Below are 25,363 nucleotides of genomic sequence, written 5' to 3' on the forward strand. Positions count from 1 at the left end.
TCGCCCGCCCCCGGAAAGCACTGGTTCAGCGGCTTGCCAGCACCTTTTTGAAGGCGTCGATGGCGCGGTCGATGTCGGCGTCATCGATATGGCGATGGGTCACGCAGCGCAGCCGCGTGCGGCCCCACGGCCGCGTCAAGAGACCCGCGCCTTCCAGCGCGGTGACCCAGTGCGCATTGGTCATGCCGGTGTCGGCGGTCTCGACCTGCACGATGTTGGTCTGCGGCACCGTCGCCGACAGCGCCGGGGCCAGCCGGTTCAGGCCCTCGCTCAGGCGGCGCGCGCGCGCATGATCCTCCACCAGCCGGTCGCCCATGGTCTGCACGCCTTCGAGCCCGGCGGCGGCCATGATGCCGGCCTGGCGCTGGGTGCCGCCAAGCATGCGGCGCAGCATGCGGGCGCGTGCCATCACCGGCCGCGCGCCGGTCAACACCGCGCCCACCGGCGCGCTCAGGCCCTTGGACAGGCACAGCGACACCGTATCGGCATGGCGCGTGATCGCGGCCGGCGCCACGCCCAGCGCCACGGCGGCATTGAACAGGCGCGCGCCATCCAGGTGCACCGGCACGCCACAGGCCTGCGCCATGCCATAAACCGCCTGCATGTGATCCAGCGGCAGCACCGTGCCGCCAGCGTTGTTGTGCGACGTCTCCATCGCCACCAGCGCGGTCTTGAGCTTGTGGCCGCCGGACTGCAACGCGTCTTCCAGACGATCCAGGTCCATGGCGCCATCGGTGCCCGGCACGCCCTGGTAGAACAGGCCGGTGAAAGTGGCGGCGCCGCGCTCGGACGTATACATGTGCGCGGCCGACTCCAGCACCACCTGCTCGTTGCGCTGCGACTGCGCCAGCACCGCCAGCAGGTTGGCCATGGTGCAACTGGGCACGAACAGCCCGGCTTCCTTGCCCAGGCGCGCGGCCACGTGCGCTTCCAGCGCGCGCACGCTGGGGTCGCCGTCGAGCCCGTCATCGCCGATCGGGGCGGTGCGCATGCGCTCGTACATGGCGGCGGTGGGGTGGGTCACCGTATCGCTGCGCAGGTCGACGAGTGCGCTGGAGGAGTCGACGGAAATCCGCTGGGTCATAACGATCAGTGCTGCAGAATTTTGGAAAGAAACTGGCGCGTGCGCGGCGCGCGCGCCTCGACATCGTCGAAAAAGGCCGCCTTCGGGCAGTCCTCGACGATCTTGCCGCCGTCCATGAAGATGACGCGGTCGGCGACGCGGCGGGCGAACCCCATTTCATGGGTCACCACCATCATCGTCATGCCTTCGCCGGCCAGGTCGGTCATCACGTCCAGCACCTCGTTGACCATCTCCGGATCCAGCGCCGAGGTCGGCTCGTCGAACAGCATCACCACCGGATCCATCGACAGGGCGCGGGCGATCGCCACGCGCTGCTGCTGGCCGCCGGACAGCTCGCCCGGATGCTTGTCCCTGTGCGCCGACAGGCCCACCCGCTCCAGCAGCGCCAGCGCGCGGGCGCGGGCCTCGTCCTTGCCGCGCTTGAGCACCTTGACCTGGCCCAGGCACAGGTTCTCGGTCACCGACAGGTGCGGGAACAGCTCGAAGTGCTGGAACACCATGCCCGCCACCGAGCGCAGCTTGGGCAGGTTGGTGCGCGGATCGCCGACATGGATGCCGTTGACCACGATCTCGCCTTTCTGGAAGGGTTCGAGCGCGTTGACGGTCTTGATCAGGGTCGATTTGCCCGACCCGGACGGGCCGCACACCACCACCACTTCGCCGCGGCCAACCGTGGTGGAGCAATCATCCAGCACCTGGAAATCGCCATACCACTTGCTGACCTGCTTGATCTCGATCATCGGGGGTTTCGAAGAAAGTTGCATCGTTGAACCTGTGGATAACCCGGCGCGCCTAGCGCAGCACCCGGACGCGCTTTTCCAGCCGCTTGACCAGACGGGATGCCGTGAAGCAGATCACGAAATACACCACCGCCACGAAGAGATAGAGTTCCACCAGCCGGCCGTCGCGCTGGCCAATCTTGGCCGCCGCGCCCAGGAAGTCGGTCAGCGACAGCACATACACCAGCGAGGTGTCCTGGAACAGGATGATGACCCGCGTCAGCAACGCCGGCACCATGTTGCGAATGGCCTGCGGCAGGATCACGTAGCGCATGCCCTGCCAGTGGGTCAGGCCCAGCGCCATGCTGGCCGAGACCTGGCCGCGCGCGATCGACTGGATGCCGGCGCGCATGATCTCGCAGAAGTAGGCCGCCTCGAACAGCGTGAAGGTGACCACCGCCGAATTGAACGCGCCGACCCGCAGCGGCGTGGGCGAGCCCACGATCCAGGCGGCGATGTAGGGCACCAGGAAGTAGAACCAGAAGATCACCAGCAGCAGCGGCACCGACCGCATCACGTTCACATAGATGCCCGCCGGCACCGACAGGATCCTGAAGCGCGACAGCCGCATCATGGCCAGCAGCGTGCCCAGCGCCAGCCCCATCACCGCCGCCAGCAGCGTCAGGGTCAGCGTGAACGTCATGCCGGTCTGGAACAGGTACGGCAGCGCGCTGCCGATGACGTCGAAATCGAAATTGCCCATGCCGATGCCTAGCGTCCGTTCTTGGCCGCCGCGCCGATCAGGCCGGGGACCGCCACATGGCGCTCAAGCAGGCGCATGCCCAGCACCACGATGCCATTCAGGATCAGGTAGATCACGGTCGCGGCCGTGAAGGCCTCGAAGATATGGAAACTGAACTCCGCCATCGAGCGGGTCTGGCCGGTCAGCTCCAGCAGGCCGATGGTCAGCGCCACCGACGAATACTTGATCGTGCCCATGAACTCCGAGGTCAGGGGCGGCAGCACGATGCGATAGGCCTCGGGCAGGATGATGTAGCGGTACACCTGCGTCTCGGTCAGGCCAAGCGCGGTACCGGCCTGAAACTGCCCGCGCGGCAACGACTGGATGCCGGCGCGCAACTGCTCGGCCACGCGCGCCGAGCCGTAGAAGCCCAGGCACAGCACCGCCGGCAGGAACTGCCCCCAGGGCTGCGGCATCTGCTTCATCGCCAGCCCCCAGGCGTGCGGCAGCAGCTCGGGCAACACGAAATACCACAGGAACATCTGCACCAGCAGCGGCACATTGCGGAAAATCTCGACATAGGTCGCGCCGACGGCATTGGCCAGGCGCGACGAAGCGGTGCGCATCACGCCCAGGCACGACCCCAGCAGCAGCGAGAACACCCACGCCGTCAGGGCCAGCGCCAGGGTCCAGCCCACGCCGATCAGGATCGTCTCCAGGAAGGTATGCACGCCGTCGGGCGACATCTCCAGGAAGATGCTCCAGCTCCAGTTGTAGTTCATGCTTCAGGACCTGAGGAGAACGAAAGAAGAGGGCGCCGGCGGACGGCGCCCCGGGTCGCGCGGCGCCGCGGCGCCCATGACGGGCCGCCGCGGCAGGCAGGCTTACTCGTAGGCCTTGGGGTCGCCGGAGTCGGTCGGATGCGCCAGCGCGCGCTTGAGCGCGTCGCTCATCGGGTACTTCAGGTTGATCTGCTTGGGCGGGATCGGCGAATTGAAGTACTTGTCGTAGATCGCGGCGACGCGGCCGCTCTTCATCATGTCGATCACGGCCTCGTCCACCACCTTTTTGAAGGCCGGGTCGTCCTTGGGCTGCATGATGCCGTAGGGCGCCAGTTCCAGGCCCTTGGTGCCGATCACGAACGCATCCGGGTTCTTGGACGAGGCCACCACGCCATAGGCGATGCCGTCGTCATTGGCCGAGCCGGCGGCGCGGCCCGATTCCACCATCAGCAGCGTTTCCGCCGTATCCTTGGTGGGCGCCATGCTGATGCCCAGGTTGCCCTCGGCGTTCAGGCGCGAAATCAGCTTGAAGGTCTGGCCCCCGGCTTGCGCGGCGATGGTCTTGCCACGGAACGACGCCAGGTTGTTGGGATCGACGCCGCCATCCTTGCGCGCCACCAGCACCACCTGCGCCACGAACGTGGTGGGCGCGAACGACACCAGCTTGTGGCGTTCCAGGTTGTTGGTGGTGTTGCCGCACTCCAGGTCGATGGTGCCGTTGGCCAGCAGCGGAATGCGGGTGGCCGAAGTGGTCGGGTTGTAACGGACGTCCAGCTTGGGCAGCTTGAGCGCGGTCTTGATGTGCTGGGCGATTTCCTGGCAAATCTCGACGGTGTAGCCGATCGGCTTCTGATTGCCGTCCAGATAGGCGAACGGCACCGAGGTCTCGGGGTGGCCGATGGTGATCACGCCGGTGTCGCGGATCTTGTCCAGGCGGCTGGGGCCTTCGGCGTGGGCGGCGGCGCTGCCGAACAGGGCGGCGGCCACCGAAATCGCGGCAAATGCTTTCATCGTATTCCCTTGGCGCCGGTCGTGCGGCGCGTGTTTATGTTCACGAACAGCGGTGCCGGATTGCATGCGAACCGCCGCGTCCCGCGATGAGCCCCGCGGCTGGCAAAAAGTATCAACTAGCGTTATGGTTTTATCCAGTTCCAATCGGGTATTCCTCTATACGGATTTGATATGGCCATTACACGAATGGGCTTGCGACACATCGAGGCTTTCCGAGCCGTCATGATGACCGGATCCATGACCGCCGCGGCGCGCAGAGTGCATACCTCGCAGCCGCACGTTAGCCGCTTAATCGCGCAATTGGAAGCAATCACCCAGTTTCCCCTGTTCGACCGCAATGGCAGCCGCCTGACCCCGACCCAGGACGGTTCGCGCTTCTTTCAAGAGGTGGAAAAGACCTTCATCGGCCTGGCGGGCCTGGAATCGGCGGCGGCCAGCATCCGCTCGTTCAGCGCCAGCCGCCTGAGCGTGGCCGCCATGCCGCGCCTGGCCGGCGGCCTGCTGGCGCGCATCGTCGCCGCCTTCAAGACCGAATACCCGGACGTCATGGTCTCGATCCATTCCGGCAACGCCAGCGCCGTGCACAACTGGATCAGCTCGGGCTTCTGCGACACCGGCCTGGCCATGCTGTCGGGCGACAGCCCCGGCATCCAGGTCGAGCCGGTGCTGACCATGAACTGCGTGGCGGTGCTGCCCAAGGGCCACCGGCTGACCAAGCTGAAAAAACTCAAGCCCGCCGATTTCGCCGGCGAACCCTTCATCGCCTTCCCCAGCGCCACCCCGCTGCGGGAAAAGATCGACGCGGTCTTCAAGGCCGCCAAGGTCGAGCGCCAGACGGTGGCCGAGGCCGGCCTGGGCTCGTCGGTCTGTGCGCTGGTGGGCGCCGGCCTGGGCGTGGCGCTGATCAACCCGCTGGCCGCGCGCGAGGAATACGAGGCCAACGGCGTCGAGGTGCGCCCCTTCAGCCCGGCGGTGCCGGTGACGGTGGCGCTGCTGTACCCGCCGTATCACACCCGCACTCGCCTGGTCAGCGTGTTCTCGCGCTACGCGCATCAATTGATGCAGGAAGAAATGGCGGATTTGAAGGCGCGGCCCGGGCGGTGAGAACAACGACCGCCCGCCGGCCCACGCGACAAGGCCCCCCTTGACGGGGCCTTGTCGCGTTCGGGCGAGCAGGCATCTCAGGCCGTGGCCGGCGCCCCGGAGCCGGATGCGCGCAGATCCAGCCACGCCACCAGCAGCAACCCGCCCGCCAGCCCCAGGTGCTCATAGAACGCATTGGCGGCCATGAAGCGTTCCTGCCCTGGCGCCATCTCCCAGTAGCGCAGCGCAATGCCCGTGGCCAGCAGCGTGAAGCCCGCCAACGCCAGCGCCCCCAACCAACGCAGCCGTCCCACCAGAATCATGGCGGATGCCACCAATTCCAGCGCGATCACCAGCACCGCGAACAGCGGCCCCGGCGCCAGGCCGAAATGCGCCATCTCGGCCAGCGCGCCGGGAAAGTCGGTCAGCTTGACCAGCCCGCCCTGCAGATACGCGGCGCACAGGCCCAGGTAGGCCAGGAACCGCGCGGCGGCAGAACCGAACAGCGGCCGGGCCAGGCCGGCCAGCCGTTGTTCCCAATGAAAGCTCGCGCTCATGACCGGCCTCCTCAAACCGCCCAGCAGGAACAACCCAGGGCGCCGAAGAAGCCCTGCAGGTCGGAACTGGGCGCGCTCGAAGCCCAGGCCTTGGCATGGTCATGCCCGTGCAGTCCGCAACTGCTGGCGCAGCCGCAGGCCGCCATGTTGCGGTAGCCCAGCGAATTGCGGCCGGCGCCGTCGGGGTCGCCCCAGGCGGCATAGCCGCCGAACAGGCGCGTCGGCGACCAGTCCGGCATGGCGGGCGGCAGCGGGTGGTCGTCCAGCGGGCCGAATTCGCCCGCGCCGTAGACCACGCGGCCGCCGACCACGGTCAGCTCGGACGTCAAAAACGAGATCTCGTCCTCGGCGCAGCGGAAGTAGTCCTTGCTCGGCACGATGAAGTCGGCCAGTTGGCCCGGCTGGATGCGGCCGCGCTTGCCTTCCTCGTTGGCGAACCAGGCCACGTTCTCGGTCCACATGCGCAGCGCGGTTTCGCGATCCAGGCAGTTGCGCGCCGGATAGAGGCGGGTGCCGCCCACCGTCTTGCCGGTCACCATCCACGACAGCGACACCCACGGGTTGTAGGACGCGACCCGGGTGGCGTCGGTGCCGGCGGACACCTTCACGCCACGATCCAGCATCCTGGCGATCGGCGGCGTGGCCTCGGCCGCGGCAGCGCCGTAGCGCTCGATGAAGTATTCGCCCTGGTAGGCCATGCGGTGCTGCACGGCGATGCCGCCGCCCAGCGCGGCGACGCGGTCGATCGACTTGTCGGAAATGGTCTCGGCGTGGTCGAAGAACCAGTTCAGGCCGGTCAGCGGCGTGTCCTGGTGCACCTTCTCGAACACGTCCAGGGCGCGCGAGATGGTCTCGTCATAGGTGGCGTGCAAGCGCCACGGCCACTGGTTCTGCGCCAGCACCCGCACCACTTCCTCCAGCTCGCCTTCCATTTCCGGCGGCATGTCCGGCCGTTCGACGCGGAAGTCCTCGAAGTCGGCGGCCGAGAACACCAGCATCTCGCCGGCGCCGTTGTGGCGGAAGTAATCGGTGCCCTGCTTGTACTTCACGCTCGAGGTCCACTTGAGGAAGTCTTCCTTCTCCTGCTTGGGCTTCTGCGTGAACAGGTTGTAGGCCAGCCGCACCGTCATCTGGCCTTCGTCGGCCAGCTTCTGGATCACGGCGTAGTCATCGGGATAGTTCTGGAAGCCGCCGCCCGCGTCGATCACGCCGGTCACGCCCAGCCGGTTCAGCTCGCGCATGAAGTGGCGCGTGGAATTGACTTGATAGTCGAACGGCAGCTTGGGCCCCTTGGCCAGCGTGGCGTACAGGATGGTGGCGTTCGGCTTGGCCAGCAGCAGCCCGGTGGGGTTGCCCTGCGCGTCGCGGATGATCTCGCCGCCGGGCGGGTTAGGGGTGGTCTTGGTGTAGCCCACCGCGCGCAGCGCGGCGCCGTTGAGCAGGGCGCGGTCATACAGGTGCAGCAGGAACACCGGCGTGTCGGGCGCGACGGCGTTGATTTCTTCAATCGTCGGCAGGCGCTTCTCGGCGAACTGGTGCTCGGTGAAACCGCCCACCACCCGCACCCATTGCGGCGCCGGCGTGATGGCAACCTGGCGCTTCAACATGGCCATGGCGTCGGCCAGCGAGCGCACGCCGTCCCAGCGCAACTCCATGTTGTAGTTCAGGCCGCCGCGCACCACGTGGGTATGGTTGTCGAACAGGCCGGGCAGGACGCCACGCTGCTTGAGGTCGACGCGCCGGGTGGCGGGCCCGGCCAGCGCCATGACCTCGGCGTCGGTGCCGACCGCGACGAAGCGGCCGTCCTTGATCGCCACCGCGCTGGCCTGCGGCTTGGCGCGGTCCAGGGTCGTGATGCGGCCGTTGTGGAAGATGATATCGGGCGTGGTGTCTGAAGCGTTTGACATGGTGGGTTCTCCATCAGCTTTGGTCTTTGTCTTGCGCCTGGCGGCCGGGCAATTGCCCGAACACATGGCTCACCGCCTTCTCCTTGTCGCAGGCGGCGGCGAAAGCGCTGCCGTTGAGCAATTGCTTGCCCACCGGCACGATCTGCTCGCCGACCAGGATGCCGAGCAGGCCGATCAGCGCCACCAGCGGCGGCGCGGGCGAGCGCACCTGCAGCAGGCTGTACACCACGCCGACCAGCAGGCCGGCGCCCAGGGAAAGTAGATAGATCTTCATGTGCGTCCTTATAGAGGGAATGGGTCATGCATGGGTATCGGCCAACAGCACCTCGGCATCGTCCAGCGCGGTGATGCGCACGGCGGTCTCGTCCAGGATCGCGGCGCCGTCGCCGCTGCCGATCTCGACATCGTTGACGGTCAAGCGTCCCTTGGACGACACCAGGTAGCCCCGCCGCCGGCCGCGCGCGAAGCGGTAGGTGGCGGCTTCGCCCGCCTTGAGCGCCACCGCCAGCACACGCGCGTCGCTGCGGATCGGCAGGGCGTCGTCATCGCCCTCGATGCCGCTGGCGAGCGTGACGAAGCGGCCATGGCGGGCCTCGCGCGCAAACGACTTGCGGCCCCAACTGGGCGGCACGCCGCGACGCTCCGGCTCCAGCCAGATCTGGAACACCCGGGCAGGCCCGCCTTCCATGTTGATCTCCGCATGCGTCACGCCGCTGCCCGCGCTCATGACCTGCACCTCGCCGGCGCTTGTGCGCCCGCGGTTGCCCAGGTCGTCTTCGTGCGTCAGGGCGCCTTCGCGCACGCAGGTGACGATTTCCACGTCGGTATGCAGCAACGGCGGAAAGCCCGCGCCCGGCGCGAGGGTCTCGTCGTTCCAGGCGCGCAGCGCGCCCCAACGCATGCGCTGGGGATCCTGGTAGCTGGCGAACGAGAAATGGTGCTTGACGTCGAGCCAGCCGCGGCGGGCGTGGCCCAGGGTAGTGAGGGGTCGGCGCTCGATCATGATGAGACTCCTGGTCGGGTTAGCGGATGCGACGGCGGTGCGGTCAGCGTTTCAACGCCAGGAAGTGATGCACTTCGGGCTTGTCCGGGCCGATATGGAAACGCAGCGCCTCGGCCTGCAGGTCGGCGTCGGCATGCGACACCCGGTGATGCTGGCGCAGATGCTCGGCCCACGATTCCACGAAGAACCACTCCATCACCCGCTCCGGCTCGCCGGTGTGCTCGACCACGCCCCAGGCGTAGGCGCCATCACGCAGCCGTTCCTGCGACAGGCGCTGCATCGCCTCCAGGAAGGCGGGGCGATCCGCCTGACGAACGCGGTACTCGACCTGAATCAGCACCGGGCCGCGATCATTCGCCACCGGCGCGGACACCAGCGGTTCCGGCCAATGGTTCGACGCCTGCAGGTCGGCCTCGCCCACCGGCAGCCGCGCCCGGTGGAACAGCAGCGCCACGAGCACCAGGCCGACCGCGCTCACCACCAGCGCATACGGCACGCCGATTTCCCGCGCCACCAGGCCCCAGCCCAGGCTGCCGGCCGCCATCGCGCCGTTGAACACCATCAGGTACACCGCCAGGCCGCGGCCGCGCACCCAATTGGGCAGGATCGCCTGGGCCACGCCGTTGAACGTCGTCAGCGCGGTGATCCAGCCCATGCCCAACAGCACCAGCATCAGCACCGCCAGCCACTTGGGCGGCGCGAACACCAGCACGCCCATCACCACCGCGCTGACCAACGAGGCCAGCAGCACCAGCCCATCCGCGTTGAGCTTGGCGCCCAGCTTCGGCATGACCAGGGCGCCGACGATCGCCCCCGCGCCCACCGCGCCCAGCAGCACGCCGTAGAAGCCGGAAGACCCGCCCAGCATCTGCCGCGCCACCAGCGGCAGCAAGGCCCAGACCGCGCTGGCGAACAGGAAGAACGCGGCGGCGCGCAGCAACACGCGATGCAGCTCCTTGCTGGCCCGCGTGTAGCGCAGGCCGGCCCGGAACGCGCCGAAGAAGTTCTCCGACAGGGCGCTGTCGACCTTGGCCGGACGCTTCCACCACAGCAGGGCGGCAATCACGAACGCGTAGCTCAACACGTCCATGCCGTAGGTCACCGCCGCGCCGAAGCTGGCCAGGATCAGGCCGCCCGCCGCCGGGCCGATGGCGCGCGCGATATTGATGCCCAGGGAATTGAGCGCCACCGCGCCCTTGAGGTCCTCGCGCGGCACCAGCTCCGGCACGATCGACTGCCAGGTCGGCCCCATCAGCGCCGCGCCGATGCCGCCGACGAACGTCAGCGCGATCAGGTAGTCCACCGTCAACGCGCCGAAATGCGACAGCAGCAGCAATGTGCCGCTGACCGACGCCAGCAGCAACTGCACGAAAATCAGGAAACGCCGGCGATCGAGAATGTCCGACAGCACGCCGGCGGGAATCGCCAGCAGGAAGATGGGCAGCGTGGCCGCCGTCTGGATCAGCGCCACCGCCGCCGGGCTGGCCGACAGATCGGTCACCAGCCAGGAGCTGGCGACATCGCGCATGAAGCTGCCGACGTTGCCCAGCACGGCGGCCGCCCCCAGCACGGCAAAGACGGGCTGGCGCAAGGGCGCGAAACCGCTCCCCGGGGAATGGGTGTTGCTGTTCGGCATGGAGCGCTCCTGGATCGCTTTGGGGTCGCCAGGGGCGTTCATCGTGCCGCCGGCCGTGTTCGGAAAGGAATCGCGCCGGGCCGGCCGAGGCGCTGCCTCGGCCGGCCCGGCAGGCGGCTTACTTGGCCGGGTTGGGGCCGATGCGTTCGCCGTGCGTCACGCGCTCGGCCAGCTTGTGCACATGGGTGACGGCGTAGTCGATGCCCATGCCGTAGGCGCCCGAGTGTTCCTTGGCGATGCCGGTCACGGCGTCATAGGTTTCCTGGCGAGCCCAGTCGCGCTGCCATTCCAGCATCACCTGTTGCCAGGTCACCGGCACCACGCCAGCCTGGATCATGCGATCCATGGCGTACTTGTGCGCATCAGCCGAGGTGCCACCCGACGCGTCGGCCACCATGTAGATCTCGTAGTCGCCTTCCAGCATGGCGCACAGGGCGAAGGTGGTGTTGCAGACCTCGGTCCACAGGCCGGCCACGACAATCTTCTTGCGGCCATTGGCGGCCAGCGCATCGCGCACGTTCTGGTCGTCCCACGAGTTCATCGAGGTGCGTTCCAGGATATTGTTCTCGGGGAACACGGCCAGCAGTTCGGGAAAGGTGTTGCCCGAGAAGCCGTCGGTTTCCACGGTAGTGATGGTGGTCGGGATGTTGAAGGTGCGCGCGGCCTTGGCCAGGCCCACCACGTTGTTCTTGAGCGTCTGGCGATCGATCGACTGCACGCCGAAAGCCATCTGCGGCTGCTGGTCGATGAAGATGATCTGGCTGTTTTGCGGGGTCAGGACTTCGAGGTACTTGTTGGCGGACATGGTGGCTCTCTCTTTCAAGGAATCGTTCAGGAAAATGCGGCAATGTGAATTCGGGGACCTGCGCAAGCCGCTGCGGCCTGCCCCGTTTGCGTTGTGTTCGAACCGCCGTTTGCGGGGTCTCGTTCACGTCGTGTGTCGGTATGGGCATATTAGGCAAGCGCCCGCCGCCTGAGAATCCGCAACGGGGAATTGCATCCTTTCCATTTTTTGCATGATCCGCGTGACAGGGGCATTTCCCCTGCGCGCCGCCTCGGGCATTCTTGTTCGCCACATAGTCAGCCGCTATCATCGACGCGACCTTATTTGCGAGAACCACCATGAACAAACTGCCGGATCTGGAGGGCTGGGCGATCTTCGCCAAGGTCGCCGACACGGGCTCCTTCGCCAAGGCGGCGGCCGAACTGTCCCTGTCCCAGGCCACGGTTTCCAAGACCATCACGCGGCTGGAAACCAAGATGAAGACCATGCTGTTCCACCGCACCTCGCGCAGCATGTCGCTGACCGAATCCGGCTACGCCGCGCTGGAACGCGCCGCCCGCATCCTCGAAGAAGGCGAAGCGGTCGAGGCCGAGGTCACGGAAAAATCCACCAGCCTGCGCGGCAAGATCCGCCTGGCCGCGCCCATGTCGTTCGGCGTCACGCACCTGGCGCCGATGCTGCCGCCCTTCATGCAGGCCCATCCCGAGGTCGACCTGGAGATCGAGTTCAGCGACAAGCAGGCCGACCTCGTATCCGAGCGCTTCGACCTGGCGCTGCGCATCTCCAACCTGGTCGATTCGACGCTGCTGGCGCGGCGCCTGTGCTCGGTGCGCATCCTGCTGGTGGGCGCGCCCAGCTACTTCAAGCGCGCCGGCCGGCCCAAGCATCCGCGCGACCTGGCGCAACACACCGCGCTGCAATACATGTATGCGCGCAACGGCTCGAGCTGGCGCTTTCGCCACGACAAGCACGGCGAGTTCTCGCAATCGCTGCCGGTGCAGTTGAACGTCAACAATGCCGAGGCCCTGTCACCGGCGTTGCAGGCCGGACTGGGCCTGGCGCTGCAACCGGAATTCCTGGCCTGGGAAGACCTGCAATCGGGCGCGCTGGAAACCGCCATGGACGACTGGCAGGTCGACCCGATCGCGCTGCACATCGTCACGCCGCCGGGCCGCCGGCGGCCGGCGCGGGTGCAGGCATTGATCGAGTATCTGGCGCAGCGGTTGACGGCGGAGCCCTGGGCCAGCGACGTGCAGGGGTAGGGCGCGCGCCGCAGGGCCGGGGCCGATCGCCCGCGCAATAGAAAAGGGGCTGCGCCAAGGCAGCCCCTTTTCGTGCACGCCGTTCGCGCGAGGCGCGTCGGCGATACGATCAGACGTCGATGTTCCCCGCCGACAGCGCATGCGCCTCGATGAAGTTGCGGCGCGGCTCCACGTCGTCGCCCATCAGCGTGGTGAAGACCTCGTCGGCGGCGATGGCGTCTTCGATCTGCACGCGCAGCAGGCGGCGCACCTTCGGGTCCATCGTGGTTTCCCACAATTGTTCCGGGTTCATTTCGCCCAGGCCCTTGTAGCGTTGCTTGGAGATGCCGCGGTCGGCTTCGCTGCGCAGCCACTGCATGGCTTCGCGGAAGTCGGACACGGTCTGTTCCTTGCGCTTGTCGCCTTCGCCGCGCGCCACCAGCGACTGCGGGCCGACCTTGCCGGAGAAGCTCTTGGCGGCCTTGGACAGAATCGCATAGTCCGAACCGCCAATGAAGTCGGCGTCGATGATGCTGACGCGCACGTTGCCGTGGTGCATGCGCTGGATCGACAGGCGATGACGTTCGGTGGCCGCGTCGAACTCGGGCACCACTTCCACGCCATTGCCGCTGATGGGATCGCGCATGGCGTCGGCCAGGCGCTTGGCCGAATCGGCGGCGGCTTCGGCCGTGTCCAGGTTGATCTCCACGCCCTCGGCCATGGCCGACAGCGCCGCCACGTCGAACACGCGCGACAGGCGCGCGATGACGCCGTCGGCGGCCACGTACTGGCGCGCCAGATCGCTCAGCTCGTCGCCACGGATGATGTTGCCGCCAGCGATGATCTCGGCATCCTTCAGGGCCAGTTGCAGCATGAACTGCGCTTCTTCCTGGTCATCCTTCAGGTAGCGCTCTTCGCGGCCGACCTTGACCTTGTACAGCGGCGGCTGCGCGATGTAGACGTAGCCGCGCTGCACCAGCTCGGGCATCTGACGGTACAGCAGCGTCAGCAGCAGCGTGCGGATGTGCGCGCCGTCCACGTCCGCGTCGGTCATGATGATGAGGCGGTGGTAGCGCAGCTTGTCGACGTTGAAGTCCGGGCCGATGCTGGTGCCCAGCGCGGTGATCAGCGTGGCGATCTGCTCGCTGGCGATCAGGCGGTCAAAGCGCGCTTTCTCGACGTTCAGCACCTTGCCGCGCAGCGGCAGGATGGCCTGGAACTTGCGGTCGCGGCCCTGCTTGGCCGAGCCGCCTGCCGAGTCACCCTCGACGATGTACAGCTCGCACAGCGCCGGGTCTTTTTCCTGGCAGTCGGCCAGCTTGCCGGGCAGGCCGGCGCCTTCAAGAACGCTCTTGCGGCGCGTCATTTCGCGCGCCTTGCGGGCGGCTTCGCGCGCGCGGGCGGCTTCGACGATCTTGTTGCACAAGGCCTTGGCGTCGTTCGGGTGCTCCAGCAGCCAGGTCTCCAGCGTGCGGGCCACGGCTTCCTCGACCGCCGGACGCACTTCGCTGGACACCAGCTTGTCCTTGGTCTGGCTGCTGAACTTGGGCTCGGGCACCTTCACCGACAGCACGCAGGCCAGGCCTTCGCGCATGTCGTCGCCGGACGTCTCGACCTTGGCCTTCTTGGCCAGTTCGTTGTCGGTGATGTACTTGTTGATGATGCGCGTCATCGCGGCGCGCAGGCCGGTCAGGTGCGAACCGCCGTCGCGCTGCGGGATGTTGTTGGTGAAGCACAGCACGCTTTCGCTGTAGCTGTCGTTCCACTGCATCGCCACTTCCACGCCCACCGGCACGCCGCCCGCCGACGACTCGGTGCTGACCGAGAACACGTTCGGATGCAGCACCGTCTTGGCGCGATTGATGTATTCGACGAAGCCCTTCACGCCGCCCGAGAAGGCGAAGTTCTCTTCCTTGCCCTGGCGCTGGTCGATCAGGCGGATCTTGACGCCGTTGTTCAGGAACGAGAGCTCGCGCAGGCGCTTGGAGAGGATCTCGTAGTGGTACTCGATGTTGTTGAAGATGATCGGGTCGGCCAGGAAGCGCACTTCGGTGCCGCGCTTGTCGGTCGTGCCGGTCACGGCCAGGGGCGCGACGCGCTCGCCCTGGCGGAATTCCATCTGGTGCACTTCGCCGTTGCGGCGGATGGTCAGGCGCAGCCACTCGGACAGCGCGTTCACGCACGACACGCCCACGCCGTGCAGGCCGCCGGACACCTTGTACGAGTTCTGGTCGAACTTGCCGCCGGCGTGCAGTTCGGTCATGACGATTTCGGCCGCGCTGCGGTGGAATTCGTCGTCCTTGTGGATATCGGTCGGGATGCCGCGGCCGTTGTCCGTGACGGAAATGGAATTGTCGGTGTGGATCGTGACGACGATGTCGTCGCAATAGCCGGCCAGGGCTTCGTCGATGGCGTTATCGACGACCTCAAACACCATGTGGTGCAGGCCCGTGCCGTCGGACGTGTCGCCGATGTACATGCCGGGGCGCTTGCGCACGGCCTCCAGCCCCTTGAGCATCTTGATCGAGTCAGCGCCGTAGCCGCTGTTCTCGGGAGTGGTGTTCTGCTGATCTGACATGTCTGTATCGATAACGCTTTAAAGAACGGCCTGGCGGCCGGACCGCCGGCGGGCCATCGGGCCCGCGGGCGGCACAAACCCACATGTGCGCGGACTCAGATCCGCATGGGCATGACGACGTACTTGAACTGGTCGTCTTCGGGCAGGGTAATGAGCGCCGACGCGTTGGCATCGGGCATGACCGACCACTGGATGTTGTCCACCTTGACGTTGGCCAGCACGTCGAGCAGGTAGCCGACGTTAAAGCCCACGTCCAGCGGTTCATGGCCGTAGTCGATGTCGATTTCTTCCTGCGCCTCTTCCTGCTCGGCGTTGGAGGACGAGATCTTCATCTGGTTCTGCGCCAGTTGCAGGCGCACGCCCTTGAACTTGTCGGTGGTCAGGATGGCGGCGCGCTGCAGGCTGCCCTGCAGGGCTTCGCGGCCCACCAGGAAGTGGCGCGTGTAGTTGGTCGGGATGACGCGGGTGAAGTCGGGGAACTTGCCTTCGACCAGCTTGGACACCAGCTCGACGTCGCCGAAGCGGAAACGGATCTGGCCCGGCGCCACGTCGATCGAGACGGGTTCGTCGGAATCTTCCAGCAGGCGCTGCATTTCCAGCACGGTCTTGCGCGGCACGATGACTTCGTGGCGTTCGCTGATGCCGTCGGCTTCGGTGGAGCAGTGCGCCAGGCGGTGGCCGTCGGTGGCGACCGCGCGCACGCGGCCCGGTTCGAACACCAGCAGCATGCCATTCAGGTAGTAACGGATGTCCTGCTGCGCCATGGCGAAGTGCACCATGTTGAACAGGTGGCGCAGCGTGCGTTGCGGCATGGTCAGCGACACGTCCCACTGCTCGGGCTGGGCCACGGTGGGGAATTCGCTGGCGGCCAGCGTCTGCAACGCGAAGCGGCTCTTGGCCGACTGCACCGACAGCTTGTTGCTGGCCAGCGCCAGGCGCACGTCGCCGGTGTCCGGCAGGGCCTTCAGGATGTCCAGCAGCTTGCGCGCCGCGACCGTGGTGGACTCGTTGTCGTGACCAACACCAAAGTCGGCGTGCGTGGTGATCTGCACTTCCAGGTCGGTCGCAATGAAGGCAACCTTGTTGCCTTCCTTGCGCATCAGGATGTTCGCCAGGATGGGCAGGGTATGGCGTCTTTCGACGATGCCCGCCACAGTCGACAGCGGTTTCAGCAATGCATCGCGTGTGGTTTGTACGAGTTGCATGTTCATCCTTTTAGAGTTTGTTCCAACACGTGCAGGGTATGGTTGAGCTCCGCTTGCTTGGCGCGGGCGTCGGAAATCTTGCGTACGGCATGCAGCACGGTGGTGTGGTCACGGCCACCGAACAGATCGCCGATTTCCGGCAGGCTTTTCTGGGTCAGCTCCTTGGCCAGGTACATGGCGACCTGGCGCGGCAAGGCGATATTGGCCGGCCGGCGTTTCGAATACATGTCGGCGACCTTGATCTTGTAGAAATCCGCCACCGTCTTCTGGATGTTCTCGACGGTGATCTGGCCGTTGGACACGGACAGCAGATCCTTCAGGGCTTCCTTGCAGACGTCCACGGTGAGCACGTCGCGGCCGTGGAAACGGGCGTAGGCCAGCACCTTGCGCAGCGCGCCTTCGAGCTCGCGCACGTTGCTGCGCAGGTGCTTGGCGATGAAGAACGCCACTTCTTCAGGCATCGGCACGCCTTCGGACTCGGCCTTGCGCAGCAGAATCGCCACGCGCATCTCCAGCTCGGGTGGCTCGATCGCCACCGTCAGGCCGGAATCGAAACGCGAGATCAGGCGGCTGTCGATGCCCGACAGTTCCTTCGGATAGGTATCGCTGGTGATGATGATCTGCTTGCGCTGCGCCACCATCGCCTCGAACGCATAGAAGAATTCTTCCTGCGTGCGGTTCTTGCCGGAGAAGAACTGGATATCGTCGATCAGCAGCAGGTCGAGCGAATGGTAGTAGCGCTTGAAGTCATCGAACGCCTTGCGCTGGTAGGCCTTGACCACGTCGGACACGTATTGGTCGGCATGCACGTAGCGCACGCGCACCCCGGTGCCCGCCGCCACCATGGCGTTGCCGATGGCGTGGATCAGGTGGGTCTTGCCCAGGCCCACGCCGCCGTACAGGAACAGCGGGTTGTACGACGTGCCCGGGTTCTCGGCCACCTGCAGCGCGGCGGCGCGCGCCAGCTGGTTGGCCTTGCCGGTCACGAAGTTCTCGAACGTCAGGTCGGTGTTCAGGCGCGAGCGCTCGTACACGATGTTGGCGGCGTCCGCGTTCACGGCCACGGCCGCCGCGCTGGTCGCGACGGGAGCGGGCGCGGCGGGCTGCTGCGCCGGCATGCCGGGTGGCGGCGCGCCGCCCATGGGCATGGCGCCCGCGGACGCGGACGGCGCGGACGGCTGCGCGGCGCGCACCGGCGCCACCGGCATGCGCGGCGTGGCGCCCTGCGTGGGCAATTCGAACAGCACCTGTACCGGACGCTCGAACCACTCCGCGGCCAACGCTTCGATCTGGTGGGAGAAGTTCTTGCGCACCCAGTCCAGCTTGAACCGGTTGGGGGCGGCAACGCGCAGCACCGCCTGCGTTTCGTCATACGCAAGCGGGACCAGCGGTCGTATCCACGCGCTGATTTGTTGGGGGGGGAGTTCCTGCTCAAGACGACTGACGCAGGTCTGCCAGAATTCTTTCATGTCGCTCTTATTCAAACCTCGATTCTACCTTGCCTGGGCTGGGGTTATCCACAGGGAGGGCCATAAGCGTCTACATGGCGCCCCCTTAACTGTTTGACAAGACAGGGAAAACTTGCTGAAATGGTGGGCTTTTCCGAATTCTGTCTGTCAGAAGGTTTCGCAGAAGGCTCAGGTTCGCACGGGTAACAGGGTAATGGTTACACTTACCCCGTCCCCGGAACCGTGAGCCTTGCTGAATAGGTCGCCCGGGGATTAACCCGGACCAGAGCCCCGTCTACAAGCCTGTCTTTGCCAGTGAATCCGCATGTCATGTGCGATTCACAGCGAAACGCTTACTAGATACCCGCTACCGGATTTGCGACCAGGAACCCTCCGGGCAGGTCCCTTCTGACTTTTGTTCTTTTTGTGGATCGTCCATGAAACGCACCTACCAACCTTCCGTTACCCGCCGCAAGCGCACCCATGGTTTCCGCGTGCGCATGAAGACCCGCGCTGGCCGCGCCATCCTGAACGCTCGCCGCGCCAAGGGCCGCAAGCGTCTGGCTGTCTAAGTCTGGCTTTTCGCGCAGACACCTGACCCGCTGACCCGCAGTCCATGCCGCGCGCCACGCTTCCGCCGGAGGCGCGGCTGCATCGCCCCTCCGAGTTCGCCGCCGCCCTCAAAGGCCGGCGTCTGGCCCGAGGGGCGTTTTTCGTTGTGAGCGCCGCTGCCAACGATCTGCCCCCCGGCCAGGACGGCTGCGCCCGGCTGGGCCTGGTGATCGCCAAGCGCTTCGCCGCCCACGCCAGCACGCGCAACGCCCTCAAGCGAGCCATCCGCGAGGCGTTCCGCCACCAGCGGCTGGCGCTGCCGGCCAAAGACTACGTGGTGCGGCTGCACTGCAAAGTGACACCCGCCACGCTCACCGCGCTCAAGCGCGCGGCCCGCGCCGAAGCGGACGCTCACTTCCAGCGGATCGCGCGATGAGCGGGCCTTCCCCCCGGCAGGCAAGCCGTCCGCGACGCGGGCATTCCGTGGGCGCCGCAATACTCATTGCCCCGATCCGGTTCTACAGGTTTTTCCTGAGCCCCTGGATCGGCCGGCAATGCCGCTTCACCCCGACCTGCTCGGCGTACGCGATCGAGGCGATCGAGCGCCACGGGCCCTGGCGCGGCTTCTGGCTGATGCTGCGACGCATTGGCCGCTGCCACCCCTGGTCGCCCGGCGGCTGGGACCCGGTTCCCCCGGACAAGGGAACCAAGGGCGGTGCCTGCTGTTCCCATGGCCACCGCATCGAGCATGATTGACGCTAAACTGGCGGGCTTTGCTGGCCCGTATTCACTTCAGTAGGCACCATGGATATCCGACGAACCGTCCTCTGGATGATTTTCTCCTTCTCGCTGTTGCTCCTTTGGAACAACTGGCAGATCCATAACGGCAAACCGTCGTTGTTCGGGGCCCCCGCGCCCACGGCCAGCACGAACGCCAACGGCACGCCGGCCGCCGCGAACAACGCGACGCCCTCGGTGCCCAATGCGCCGCCCGCGACCGCCGCCGCCGCGCCCTCGGCCGTGCCCGGCGCCGCCGCGCCGGTGCCGACGCGCTCGGAAGAAGTGGTCGTCACCACCGACGTGCTGCGCCTGACCTTCGACACGCTGGGCGCCCAACTGGTGCGCGCCGAACTGCTGAAATACCCGGCCACCGGCCAGCCCGACAAGCCCACCGTGCTGCTCGACCGCACCGCTGGCCTGAACTACGTCGCCCAGACCGGCGTCGTTGGCGCCGCCAACGGCCAGAACTTCCCCACCCACCAGACCCCGTTCCGGGTGGTCTCGACCGACCGCCAGATGACCGGCGACAACCTGGTGGTGACGTTCGAAGCCGAATCCGGTGGCGTGAAGGTCACCAAGACCTTCACGCTGCATCGCGGCCGCTATGACATCGACGTGCGCCATGACCTGGCCAACGTCGGCAGCGCCCCCGTGACGCCCGCGCTGTACCTGCAGCTCGAGCGCGACGGCAACGATCCGGCCGACACCTCCAGCTTCTATCACACCTTCACCGGCATCGCCGTCTACTCGGAACAGGACAAGTTCCAGAAGATGACCTTCGCCGACATCGAGAAGAAGAAGGCCAACTACATCAAGCAGGCCGACAACGGCTGGATCGCCGTGGTGCAGCACTACTTCGCCACCGCCTGGGTGCCGCCGCAAGGCAAGCCGCGCAACAACGAAGTGCTGGAAGTGCAGAAGAACCTGTACGCCGCCCGCACCATCGAGGCCGTCGGCGAGATCGCCCCGGGCGCCGCCGCCCGCGTCGATTCGCACCTGTGGGTTGGCCCGCAGGACCAGAAGGCCATGGCGGCGCTCGCCCCCGGCCTGGAGCTGGTGGTCGACTACGGCTGGCTGACCATCATCGCCAAGCCGCTGTTCACGCTGATGACCTGGCTGCATTCCATCCTGGGCAACTGGGGCTGGACCATCGTCGCCCTGACCGTGCTGATCAAAGCGCTGTTCTACCCCCTGGCCGCCGCCAGCTACCGCTCCATGGCCCGCATGAAGCAGGTCGCCCCGCGCCTGCAGGCCCTGAAGGAAAAGTACGGCGACGACAAGCAGAAGCTCAACGCGGCCATGATGGAGATGTACCGCACCGAGAAGATCAACCCGCTGGGCGGCTGCCTGCCGATGCTGGTGCAGATCCCGGTGTTCATCTCGCTGTACTGGGTGCTGCTGGCCAGCGTGGAGATGCGCGGCGCGCCGTGGATCCTGTGGGTGCACGACCTGTCGATCCGCGACCCGTACTTCATTCTGCCCGCCATCATGATGGCCACCATGTTCCTGCAGATCAAGCTGAACCCGACGCCCCCGGACCCCGTCCAGGCCAAGGTCATGATGATCATGCCGCTGGTGTTCGGCGGGATGATGTTCTTCTTCCCGGCCGGCCTGGTGCTCTACTGGTGCGTCAACAACACCCTGTCGATCGCCCAGCAGTGGTCGATCACCCGCGCCATGCAGCGCAAGACGGAAGCCGCGGCCAATCGCTGATTCCCGCTCGCGCAATTGAAAGCCGGCCCCCAGGGGCCGGTTTTTTTTGTCCATGCTTTAGAGCGGTTCGCCGTCGATGCGGCTCAAGTTGCGTTCGTTATAGTTATTTTCAATCGAATTTGGTTAATCAATCAACTTCACACTGCAAACAATGACCCCTATGATGTGTCGGAGATATCTCCCGGCCGGCAATGTCCCGGGACGGTATCCGATCACCTTGCGCGGCCTCGGCGCCGCGCATTCCAGGAATTACGTAGGGAGTGTGCCATGACCGACAAGAAGCATCTGACCACCGCCTCGGGCGCCCCGGTGGCCGACAACAACAACACCCTGACCGCCGGCCCGCGCGGCCCGGCGCTGTTGCAGGACTTCTGGCTGATAGAAAAGCTGGCCCATTTCGACCGCGAACGCATCCCCGAACGCGTGGTGCACGCCAAGGGCTCGGGCGCCTATGGCACCTTCACCGTCACCCACGACATCACCAAATACACCCGCGCCAGCATCTTCTCCAAGGTCGGCAAGCAGACCCCGCTGTTCCTGCGCTTCTCGACCGTGGCGGGCGAACGCGGCGCAGCCGACGCCGAGCGTGACGTGCGCGGCTTCGCCATCAAGTTCTACACCGACGAAGGCAACTGGGATCTGGTGGGCAACAACACCCCGGTGTTCTTCATCCGCGACCCGCTCAAGTTCCCCGACTTCATCCACACCCAGAAACGCGATCCGAAAACCAACCTGCGCAGCGCCACCGCGGCCTGGGATTTCTGGTCGCTCAGCCCCGAATCGCTGCACCAGGTCACCATTCTGATGAGCGACCGCGGCATCCCGGCCAACCTGCGCCAGCAGCATGGCTTCGGCTCGCACACCTTCAGCTTCGTCAACGCCGGCGGTGAACGCTTCTACGTGAAGTTCCACTTCAAGTCGCAGCAGGGCATCGCCTGTCTCACTGACGAGGAAGCGGCGCAAGTGGTGGCCCATGACCGTGAAAGCTCGCAGCGCGATCTGTTCGAGAACATCGAGCGCGGCAATTTCCCGAAGTGGACGCTGAAGGTGCAGATCATGCCCGCGGCCGAGGCCGAGACCTATCACATCAACCCGTTCGACCTGACCAAGGTGTGGCCGCACGGCGATTACCCGCTGATCGAAGTCGGCGTGCTGGAACTGAACAAGAACCCGGAGAACTACTTCGCCGAGGTCGAGCAGGCCGCCTTCACGCCCGCCAACGTCGTGCCCGGCATCGATTTCTCGCCGGACAAGATGCTGCAGGGCCGGCTGTTCTCTTATGGGGACACGCACCGCTACCGCCTGGGCATCAACCATCACCAGATTCCGGTGAACGCGCCGCGCTGCCCGTTCCACAGCTTCCACCGCGATGGCGCGGCGCGCGTGGACGGCAACGCCGGCGGCACGCTCAACTACGAGCCCAACAGCGCCGGCGAGTGGAAGGAAACCCCGTCAGCCGGCGAACCGCCGCTGCCGCTGGACGGTCAGGCCGCCGCGCGCTGGAACCACCGCGTCGACGACGACTACTACTCGCAGCCGGGCGCCTTGTTCCGCCTGATGACGCCGGCGCAGCAGGAACTGCTGTTCGGCAACATCGGCCGCCACATGGCCGGCGTGCCCGAGGAAATCCAGCGCCGCCAGTTGGAGCACTTCCGCAAGGCCGATCCGGCCTATGCGGCGGGCGTGGCCAAGGCATTGGGCCTGAAGTTGTAAACACGACATCCGCGCGCGGCCGCCACGCCGCGCAACACACCTCGGGCGGCCTGCGGGCCGCCCGTTTTGTTGCCGGCGTTCACGGTTTTCGGCCCGGCGTCCGCGTTTCACGCCGGCGTTTCGCTCCGAAAACCGCCGCAAGCGACTTTTCCACAACTGGGCCGAAAAAAGTTATCCCCATTCATCCACAGCTCATTCACAGGAAACCCACAGGAAATCCACAGGCGTTGGGGATCGCCGCCCCCCTGGAGCATCCATAGGCCGGCGCGGATCGGTCAGCCGTGGCGGGCGGTCGCAGAGGGCGAGAGTGGCGCGAGAGGGGTGGACGCGCCATCGGCGGCCACCGCGGGCGTGGGCGAAGCCAGGGCGACCAGGGCCAACGCCAACGCCACGCCAGCGGCGGTGGCGGTACGAACCAGTCGTTCGCGCAAATCAGGGGACAGTTGCATGGGGATCCTTGTGGACACGTCGCGGGTCGGCCTAGAACGGCGCGTCGCCCTCGATGGTGGTGCGGTACAGCTTGCGGCGCAGGTGGTCGGGCGTGCCGCCCGCCAGGTGGATCAGCGAGCGGTTGTCCCAGAACACCAGGTCGTGCGGCTGCCAGCGGTGGCGGTAGATGTGCTCGGGCCGCACGCTGTGCGCGAACAGCTCGTCCAGCAATTGCCGGCTTTCGTCCTCCGGCAAGCCTTCGATATGGGTGGTGAAGCCCTCGCTCACGAACAGCGCGCGGCGGCCGTTCTCAGGGTGGGTGCGCACCACCGGATGCGACACCGCCTGCACCTGCGCCACCTGTTGCGCGCTCAGGTCGGGGCGCCAGTTGCCTTCCTTTTGCAACTGGCCGTACTTGGCCAGGTACGAATGCACCGCGCGCTTGCCTTCGACGGCGTTGCGCAGCGCGGCGGGCAGGGTGTCGTAGGCCAGGTGCATGTTGGCGAACAGCGTATCGCCGCCTTGCGCCGGCAATTCCTGCGCGTGCAACAGCGACCCCAGGCTGGGCAGTTCCTTGTACGAGATGTCCGAATGCCAATACTTGCCGGCATCGCCCAGGCCGACCGGCCTGCCGTTCTCGATGATGTTGGAGACGATCAGGATCTCGGGGTGGTTGGCCAGGTGGAACTGGTGCAGCACGTGGATCATCAGGCGGCCGAAACGGCGGCTGAAATCGATGTGCTGCTGCGGCGTGATGCGCTGCTGGCGGAACACCAGCAGGTGATGATCCAGGTGCGCCTGGTGCACGCGCTTGAAATCGGCCGGCGCCAGTTCGCGGCCCAGGTCCAGGCCAACGATCTCCGCGCCCACGGGGCCCGGCAACCGCCGCAGCTCGAACGCCTGCGCCAGGGGCGGCGGCGAAACGGGGACGGCCTCTTCACGCCGCACGGCGTTGCTCTGGGACATCGGTCACTCCGGTTGGCGTGGCGGCATGGCCGCCGGCGCTGCGATCCGCCCACCGGCGGATCAGGAATGACCGATTATGGAAAGCGCGCCCGATATCTCAAACGAAGTTATCGGCGTTTGAACAAAGCCTGGCGTCATATAGAAACACCGCCCGGGGAACCGGGCGGTTTGTCGCGGCATCGCGCATCAGCATATCGCCGCAATGCCTGAAACGCCGTGGCGCGTTACTTCTGCTTGGGCAGGTAGGCCTCGACTAGCTTGACCCAATACGTCGCGCCCACCGGCAACAACGCATCGTTGAAGTCGTAGTTCGGGTTGTGCAGTTGGCACGGGCCCATGCCGTGATAGGTTTCCATGCGATGGTCGCCGTCGCCGTTGCCCAGGAACAGGTAGGCGCCCGGCACCGACTCCAGGAAGAACGAGAAATCCTCGGCCCCCATGAAGGGCGGCATGTCGCGCACCACGTTCTCGGCGCCGAAGGTATCTTCGGCCACTTGCGCGGCGAACGCGGTTTCCTTTTCCCAGTTCACCAGCGGCGGATAGGCGCGCACGAAATCCAGCGTGCCGGTGCCGCCATAGACCTGCGGCAGCGTGGTGGCAATGCGGCGCATGTCTTGCTCGATCTTGTCGAGCACCTCGACCGAATAGGTGCGCACCGTGCCGCGCAGCACCGCTTCGCCGGGAATCACGTTGTAGGCGTCGCCGGCGTGGATCTGCGTGATCGACAACACCGCCTGCTCCAGCGGATTCTTGCTGCGCGAAATCACCGTCTGCAGCGCATGCACCATGTCGGCCGCGACGATGATCGGATCGACCGACGCGTGCGGCTGCGCGGCGTGGCCGCCCACGCCCTTGATGACGATGTCCCAGCGGTTGCTGGACGCCATGGTGGGGCCGGCGCGAAAACCGAACTGGTTGACCGGCATGCCCGGCATGTTGTGGATGCCGAACACCGCGTCACAGGGGAATCTGTCGAACAGGCCGTCCTGCATCATGGCGCGCGCGCCGGCGTTGCCGCCTTCCTCGGCCGGCTGGAAGATGAACACCACGGTGCCGTCGAAATCGCGATGCGTGGACAGGTACTGCGCCGCGCCCAGCAGCATCGTGGTGTGGCCGTCGTGGCCGCAGCCGTGCATGCGGCCGCTGATGGTGGACTTGTGCGCGAAGCGATTGTGCTCGGGCATCGGCAGCGCGTCCATGTCGGCGCGCAGGCCGATGGTCTTGCCGCCGCTGCCGGCGCGCAGAATGCCGACCACGCCGGTTTTTCCCAGGCCCGTGTGGACCTCCAGCCCCCATTGGCGCAGGCGCTCGGCCACCAGATTGGACGTGCGCGTTTCCTGGAAGGCCAGCTCGGGATGGGCGTGGATGTCACGGCGCAGTTCGGTCAGTTCACCGTGGGCGCGTTCGATTTCGGCTAGGGTTTTCATGGC

The 25,363-nt window shown here is 66.2% G+C and carries 24 protein-coding genes; 7 read left to right on the forward strand and 17 right to left on the reverse strand.

Going from position 1 to position 25,363, the window contains the following annotated elements:
- Nucleotides 1–25: 25 nt before the first annotated feature.
- From ACN6O8_RS25130 to ACN6O8_RS25150, 5 genes are all read right to left on the reverse strand, one after another.
- Nucleotides 26–1,084, reverse strand: coding sequence for a threonine aldolase family protein (locus ACN6O8_RS25130; RefSeq protein ID WP_427993689.1), 1,059 nt, complete (start codon nucleotides 1,082–1,084; stop codon nucleotides 26–28).
- A 5-nt stretch (nucleotides 1,085–1,089) separates the two neighbouring features.
- Nucleotides 1,090–1,824, reverse strand: a complete 735-nt coding sequence (locus ACN6O8_RS25135; protein ID WP_427993738.1) for an amino acid ABC transporter ATP-binding protein — start codon at nucleotides 1,822–1,824, stop codon at nucleotides 1,090–1,092.
- Nucleotides 1,825–1,876: 52 nt separating this feature from the next.
- Nucleotides 1,877–2,566: an amino acid ABC transporter permease gene (locus ACN6O8_RS25140; RefSeq protein ID WP_427993690.1), complete on the reverse strand. Its 690-nt coding sequence runs from the start codon at nucleotides 2,564–2,566 to the stop codon at nucleotides 1,877–1,879.
- An 8-nt stretch (nucleotides 2,567–2,574) separates the two neighbouring features.
- Entirely contained in the window at nucleotides 2,575–3,327 is a 753-nt protein-coding gene (locus tag ACN6O8_RS25145) for an amino acid ABC transporter permease (RefSeq protein WP_026382417.1), read from the reverse strand.
- Nucleotides 3,328–3,429: 102 nt separating this feature from the next.
- A complete protein-coding gene (locus tag ACN6O8_RS25150; RefSeq protein WP_427993691.1) occupies nucleotides 3,430–4,338 on the reverse strand; it encodes an amino acid ABC transporter substrate-binding protein in 909 nt (302 codons plus the stop codon).
- Between the two features lie 171 nt (nucleotides 4,339–4,509).
- Between ACN6O8_RS25150 and ACN6O8_RS25155 the strand changes: the two genes are divergently transcribed.
- A complete protein-coding gene (locus ACN6O8_RS25155; RefSeq protein ID WP_006389526.1) occupies nucleotides 4,510–5,442 on the forward strand; it encodes a LysR substrate-binding domain-containing protein in 933 nt (310 codons plus the stop codon).
- 77 nt (nucleotides 5,443–5,519) lie between these two features.
- Here the strand turns inward: ACN6O8_RS25155 and ACN6O8_RS25160 are convergent, their stop codons facing one another.
- The 6 genes from ACN6O8_RS25160 to ACN6O8_RS25185 form a co-directional block, all read right to left on the reverse strand.
- Complete coding sequence (locus ACN6O8_RS25160; protein WP_427993692.1) at nucleotides 5,520–5,978, reverse strand: DoxX family protein; 459 nt, start codon at nucleotides 5,976–5,978, stop codon at nucleotides 5,520–5,522.
- 11 nt (nucleotides 5,979–5,989) lie between these two features.
- On the reverse strand, nucleotides 5,990–7,885 hold the full coding sequence (locus tag ACN6O8_RS25165; RefSeq protein ID WP_427993693.1) for an amidohydrolase: 1,896 nt from the start codon (nucleotides 7,883–7,885) through the stop codon (nucleotides 5,990–5,992).
- A 13-nt stretch (nucleotides 7,886–7,898) separates the two neighbouring features.
- Nucleotides 7,899–8,159, reverse strand: coding sequence for a XapX domain-containing protein (locus ACN6O8_RS25170; protein WP_427993694.1), 261 nt, complete (start codon nucleotides 8,157–8,159; stop codon nucleotides 7,899–7,901).
- A 24-nt stretch (nucleotides 8,160–8,183) separates the two neighbouring features.
- Nucleotides 8,184–8,888 carry a pirin family protein gene (locus ACN6O8_RS25175; RefSeq protein WP_427993695.1) on the reverse strand — a complete coding sequence of 235 codons (705 nt, stop codon included), beginning with the start codon at nucleotides 8,886–8,888 and terminating at the stop codon, nucleotides 8,184–8,186.
- Between the two features lie 43 nt (nucleotides 8,889–8,931).
- Nucleotides 8,932–10,524: an MFS transporter gene (locus ACN6O8_RS25180; protein ID WP_427993696.1), complete on the reverse strand. Its 1,593-nt coding sequence runs from the start codon at nucleotides 10,522–10,524 to the stop codon at nucleotides 8,932–8,934.
- A gap of 118 nt (nucleotides 10,525–10,642) precedes the next feature.
- Nucleotides 10,643–11,329, reverse strand: coding sequence for a hydrolase (locus ACN6O8_RS25185; protein ID WP_427993697.1), 687 nt, complete (start codon nucleotides 11,327–11,329; stop codon nucleotides 10,643–10,645).
- Between the two features lie 317 nt (nucleotides 11,330–11,646).
- Between ACN6O8_RS25185 and ACN6O8_RS25190 the strand changes: the two genes are divergently transcribed.
- On the forward strand, nucleotides 11,647–12,570 hold the full coding sequence (locus tag ACN6O8_RS25190) for a LysR family transcriptional regulator (protein ID WP_427993698.1): 924 nt from the start codon (nucleotides 11,647–11,649) through the stop codon (nucleotides 12,568–12,570).
- Nucleotides 12,571–12,679: 109 nt separating this feature from the next.
- Here the strand turns inward: ACN6O8_RS25190 and gyrB are convergent, their stop codons facing one another.
- From gyrB to dnaA, 3 genes are all read right to left on the reverse strand, one after another.
- The gene (gene gyrB, locus ACN6O8_RS25195) at nucleotides 12,680–15,127 is read right to left on the reverse strand and encodes a DNA topoisomerase (ATP-hydrolyzing) subunit B (RefSeq protein ID WP_427993699.1); all 2,448 of its coding nucleotides are present in this window, start codon (nucleotides 15,125–15,127) and stop codon (nucleotides 12,680–12,682) included.
- Nucleotides 15,128–15,222: 95 nt separating this feature from the next.
- Nucleotides 15,223–16,332, reverse strand: coding sequence for a DNA polymerase III subunit beta (dnaN, locus tag ACN6O8_RS25200; RefSeq protein WP_175135442.1), 1,110 nt, complete (start codon nucleotides 16,330–16,332; stop codon nucleotides 15,223–15,225).
- A 2-nt stretch (nucleotides 16,333–16,334) separates the two neighbouring features.
- On the reverse strand, nucleotides 16,335–17,801 hold the full coding sequence (gene dnaA / locus ACN6O8_RS25205; RefSeq protein WP_427993700.1) for a chromosomal replication initiator protein DnaA: 1,467 nt from the start codon (nucleotides 17,799–17,801) through the stop codon (nucleotides 16,335–16,337).
- Nucleotides 17,802–18,217: 416 nt separating this feature from the next.
- Here dnaA and rpmH point away from each other — a divergent pair, with 416 nt between their 5' ends.
- From rpmH to ACN6O8_RS25230, 5 genes are all read left to right on the forward strand, one after another.
- The gene (gene rpmH, locus ACN6O8_RS25210) at nucleotides 18,218–18,352 is read left to right on the forward strand and encodes a 50S ribosomal protein L34 (RefSeq protein WP_003816025.1); all 135 of its coding nucleotides are present in this window, start codon (nucleotides 18,218–18,220) and stop codon (nucleotides 18,350–18,352) included.
- A 44-nt stretch (nucleotides 18,353–18,396) separates the two neighbouring features.
- On the forward strand, nucleotides 18,397–18,768 hold the full coding sequence (locus ACN6O8_RS25215; protein ID WP_427993701.1) for a ribonuclease P protein component: 372 nt from the start codon (nucleotides 18,397–18,399) through the stop codon (nucleotides 18,766–18,768).
- Nucleotides 18,765–19,088 (forward strand): membrane protein insertion efficiency factor YidD, encoded by a 324-nt coding sequence (yidD, locus tag ACN6O8_RS25220; protein ID WP_427993702.1) that lies wholly within the window; start codon nucleotides 18,765–18,767, stop codon nucleotides 19,086–19,088. The genes ACN6O8_RS25215 and yidD overlap by 4 nt, the downstream gene beginning before the upstream one ends.
- A gap of 48 nt (nucleotides 19,089–19,136) precedes the next feature.
- Entirely contained in the window at nucleotides 19,137–20,825 is a 1,689-nt protein-coding gene (yidC, locus tag ACN6O8_RS25225) for a membrane protein insertase YidC (protein WP_427993703.1), read from the forward strand.
- Between the two features lie 267 nt (nucleotides 20,826–21,092).
- Entirely contained in the window at nucleotides 21,093–22,538 is a 1,446-nt protein-coding gene (locus tag ACN6O8_RS25230) for a catalase (protein ID WP_427993704.1), read from the forward strand.
- 275 nt (nucleotides 22,539–22,813) lie between these two features.
- On the opposite strand, the gene ACN6O8_RS25235 is transcribed toward ACN6O8_RS25230, so the two are convergent.
- The 3 genes from ACN6O8_RS25235 to ACN6O8_RS25245 all read right to left on the reverse strand — a co-directional run bounded on the left by ACN6O8_RS25235 (nucleotide 22,814) and on the right by ACN6O8_RS25245 (nucleotide 25,360).
- Nucleotides 22,814–22,987, reverse strand: coding sequence for a hypothetical protein (locus ACN6O8_RS25235; RefSeq protein WP_427993705.1), 174 nt, complete (start codon nucleotides 22,985–22,987; stop codon nucleotides 22,814–22,816).
- 31 nt (nucleotides 22,988–23,018) lie between these two features.
- On the reverse strand, nucleotides 23,019–23,933 hold the full coding sequence (locus ACN6O8_RS25240) for a TauD/TfdA dioxygenase family protein (RefSeq protein ID WP_427993706.1): 915 nt from the start codon (nucleotides 23,931–23,933) through the stop codon (nucleotides 23,019–23,021).
- Nucleotides 23,934–24,157: 224 nt separating this feature from the next.
- Nucleotides 24,158–25,360 carry a M20 aminoacylase family protein gene (locus ACN6O8_RS25245; RefSeq protein ID WP_427993707.1) on the reverse strand — a complete coding sequence of 401 codons (1,203 nt, stop codon included), beginning with the start codon at nucleotides 25,358–25,360 and terminating at the stop codon, nucleotides 24,158–24,160.
- Nucleotides 25,361–25,363: the final 3 nt, after the last annotated feature.

The sequence above is a fragment of the Achromobacter sp. genome, assembly GCF_050285565.1.
Taxonomy (GTDB): Bacteria; Pseudomonadota; Gammaproteobacteria; order Burkholderiales; family Burkholderiaceae_B; genus Achromobacter.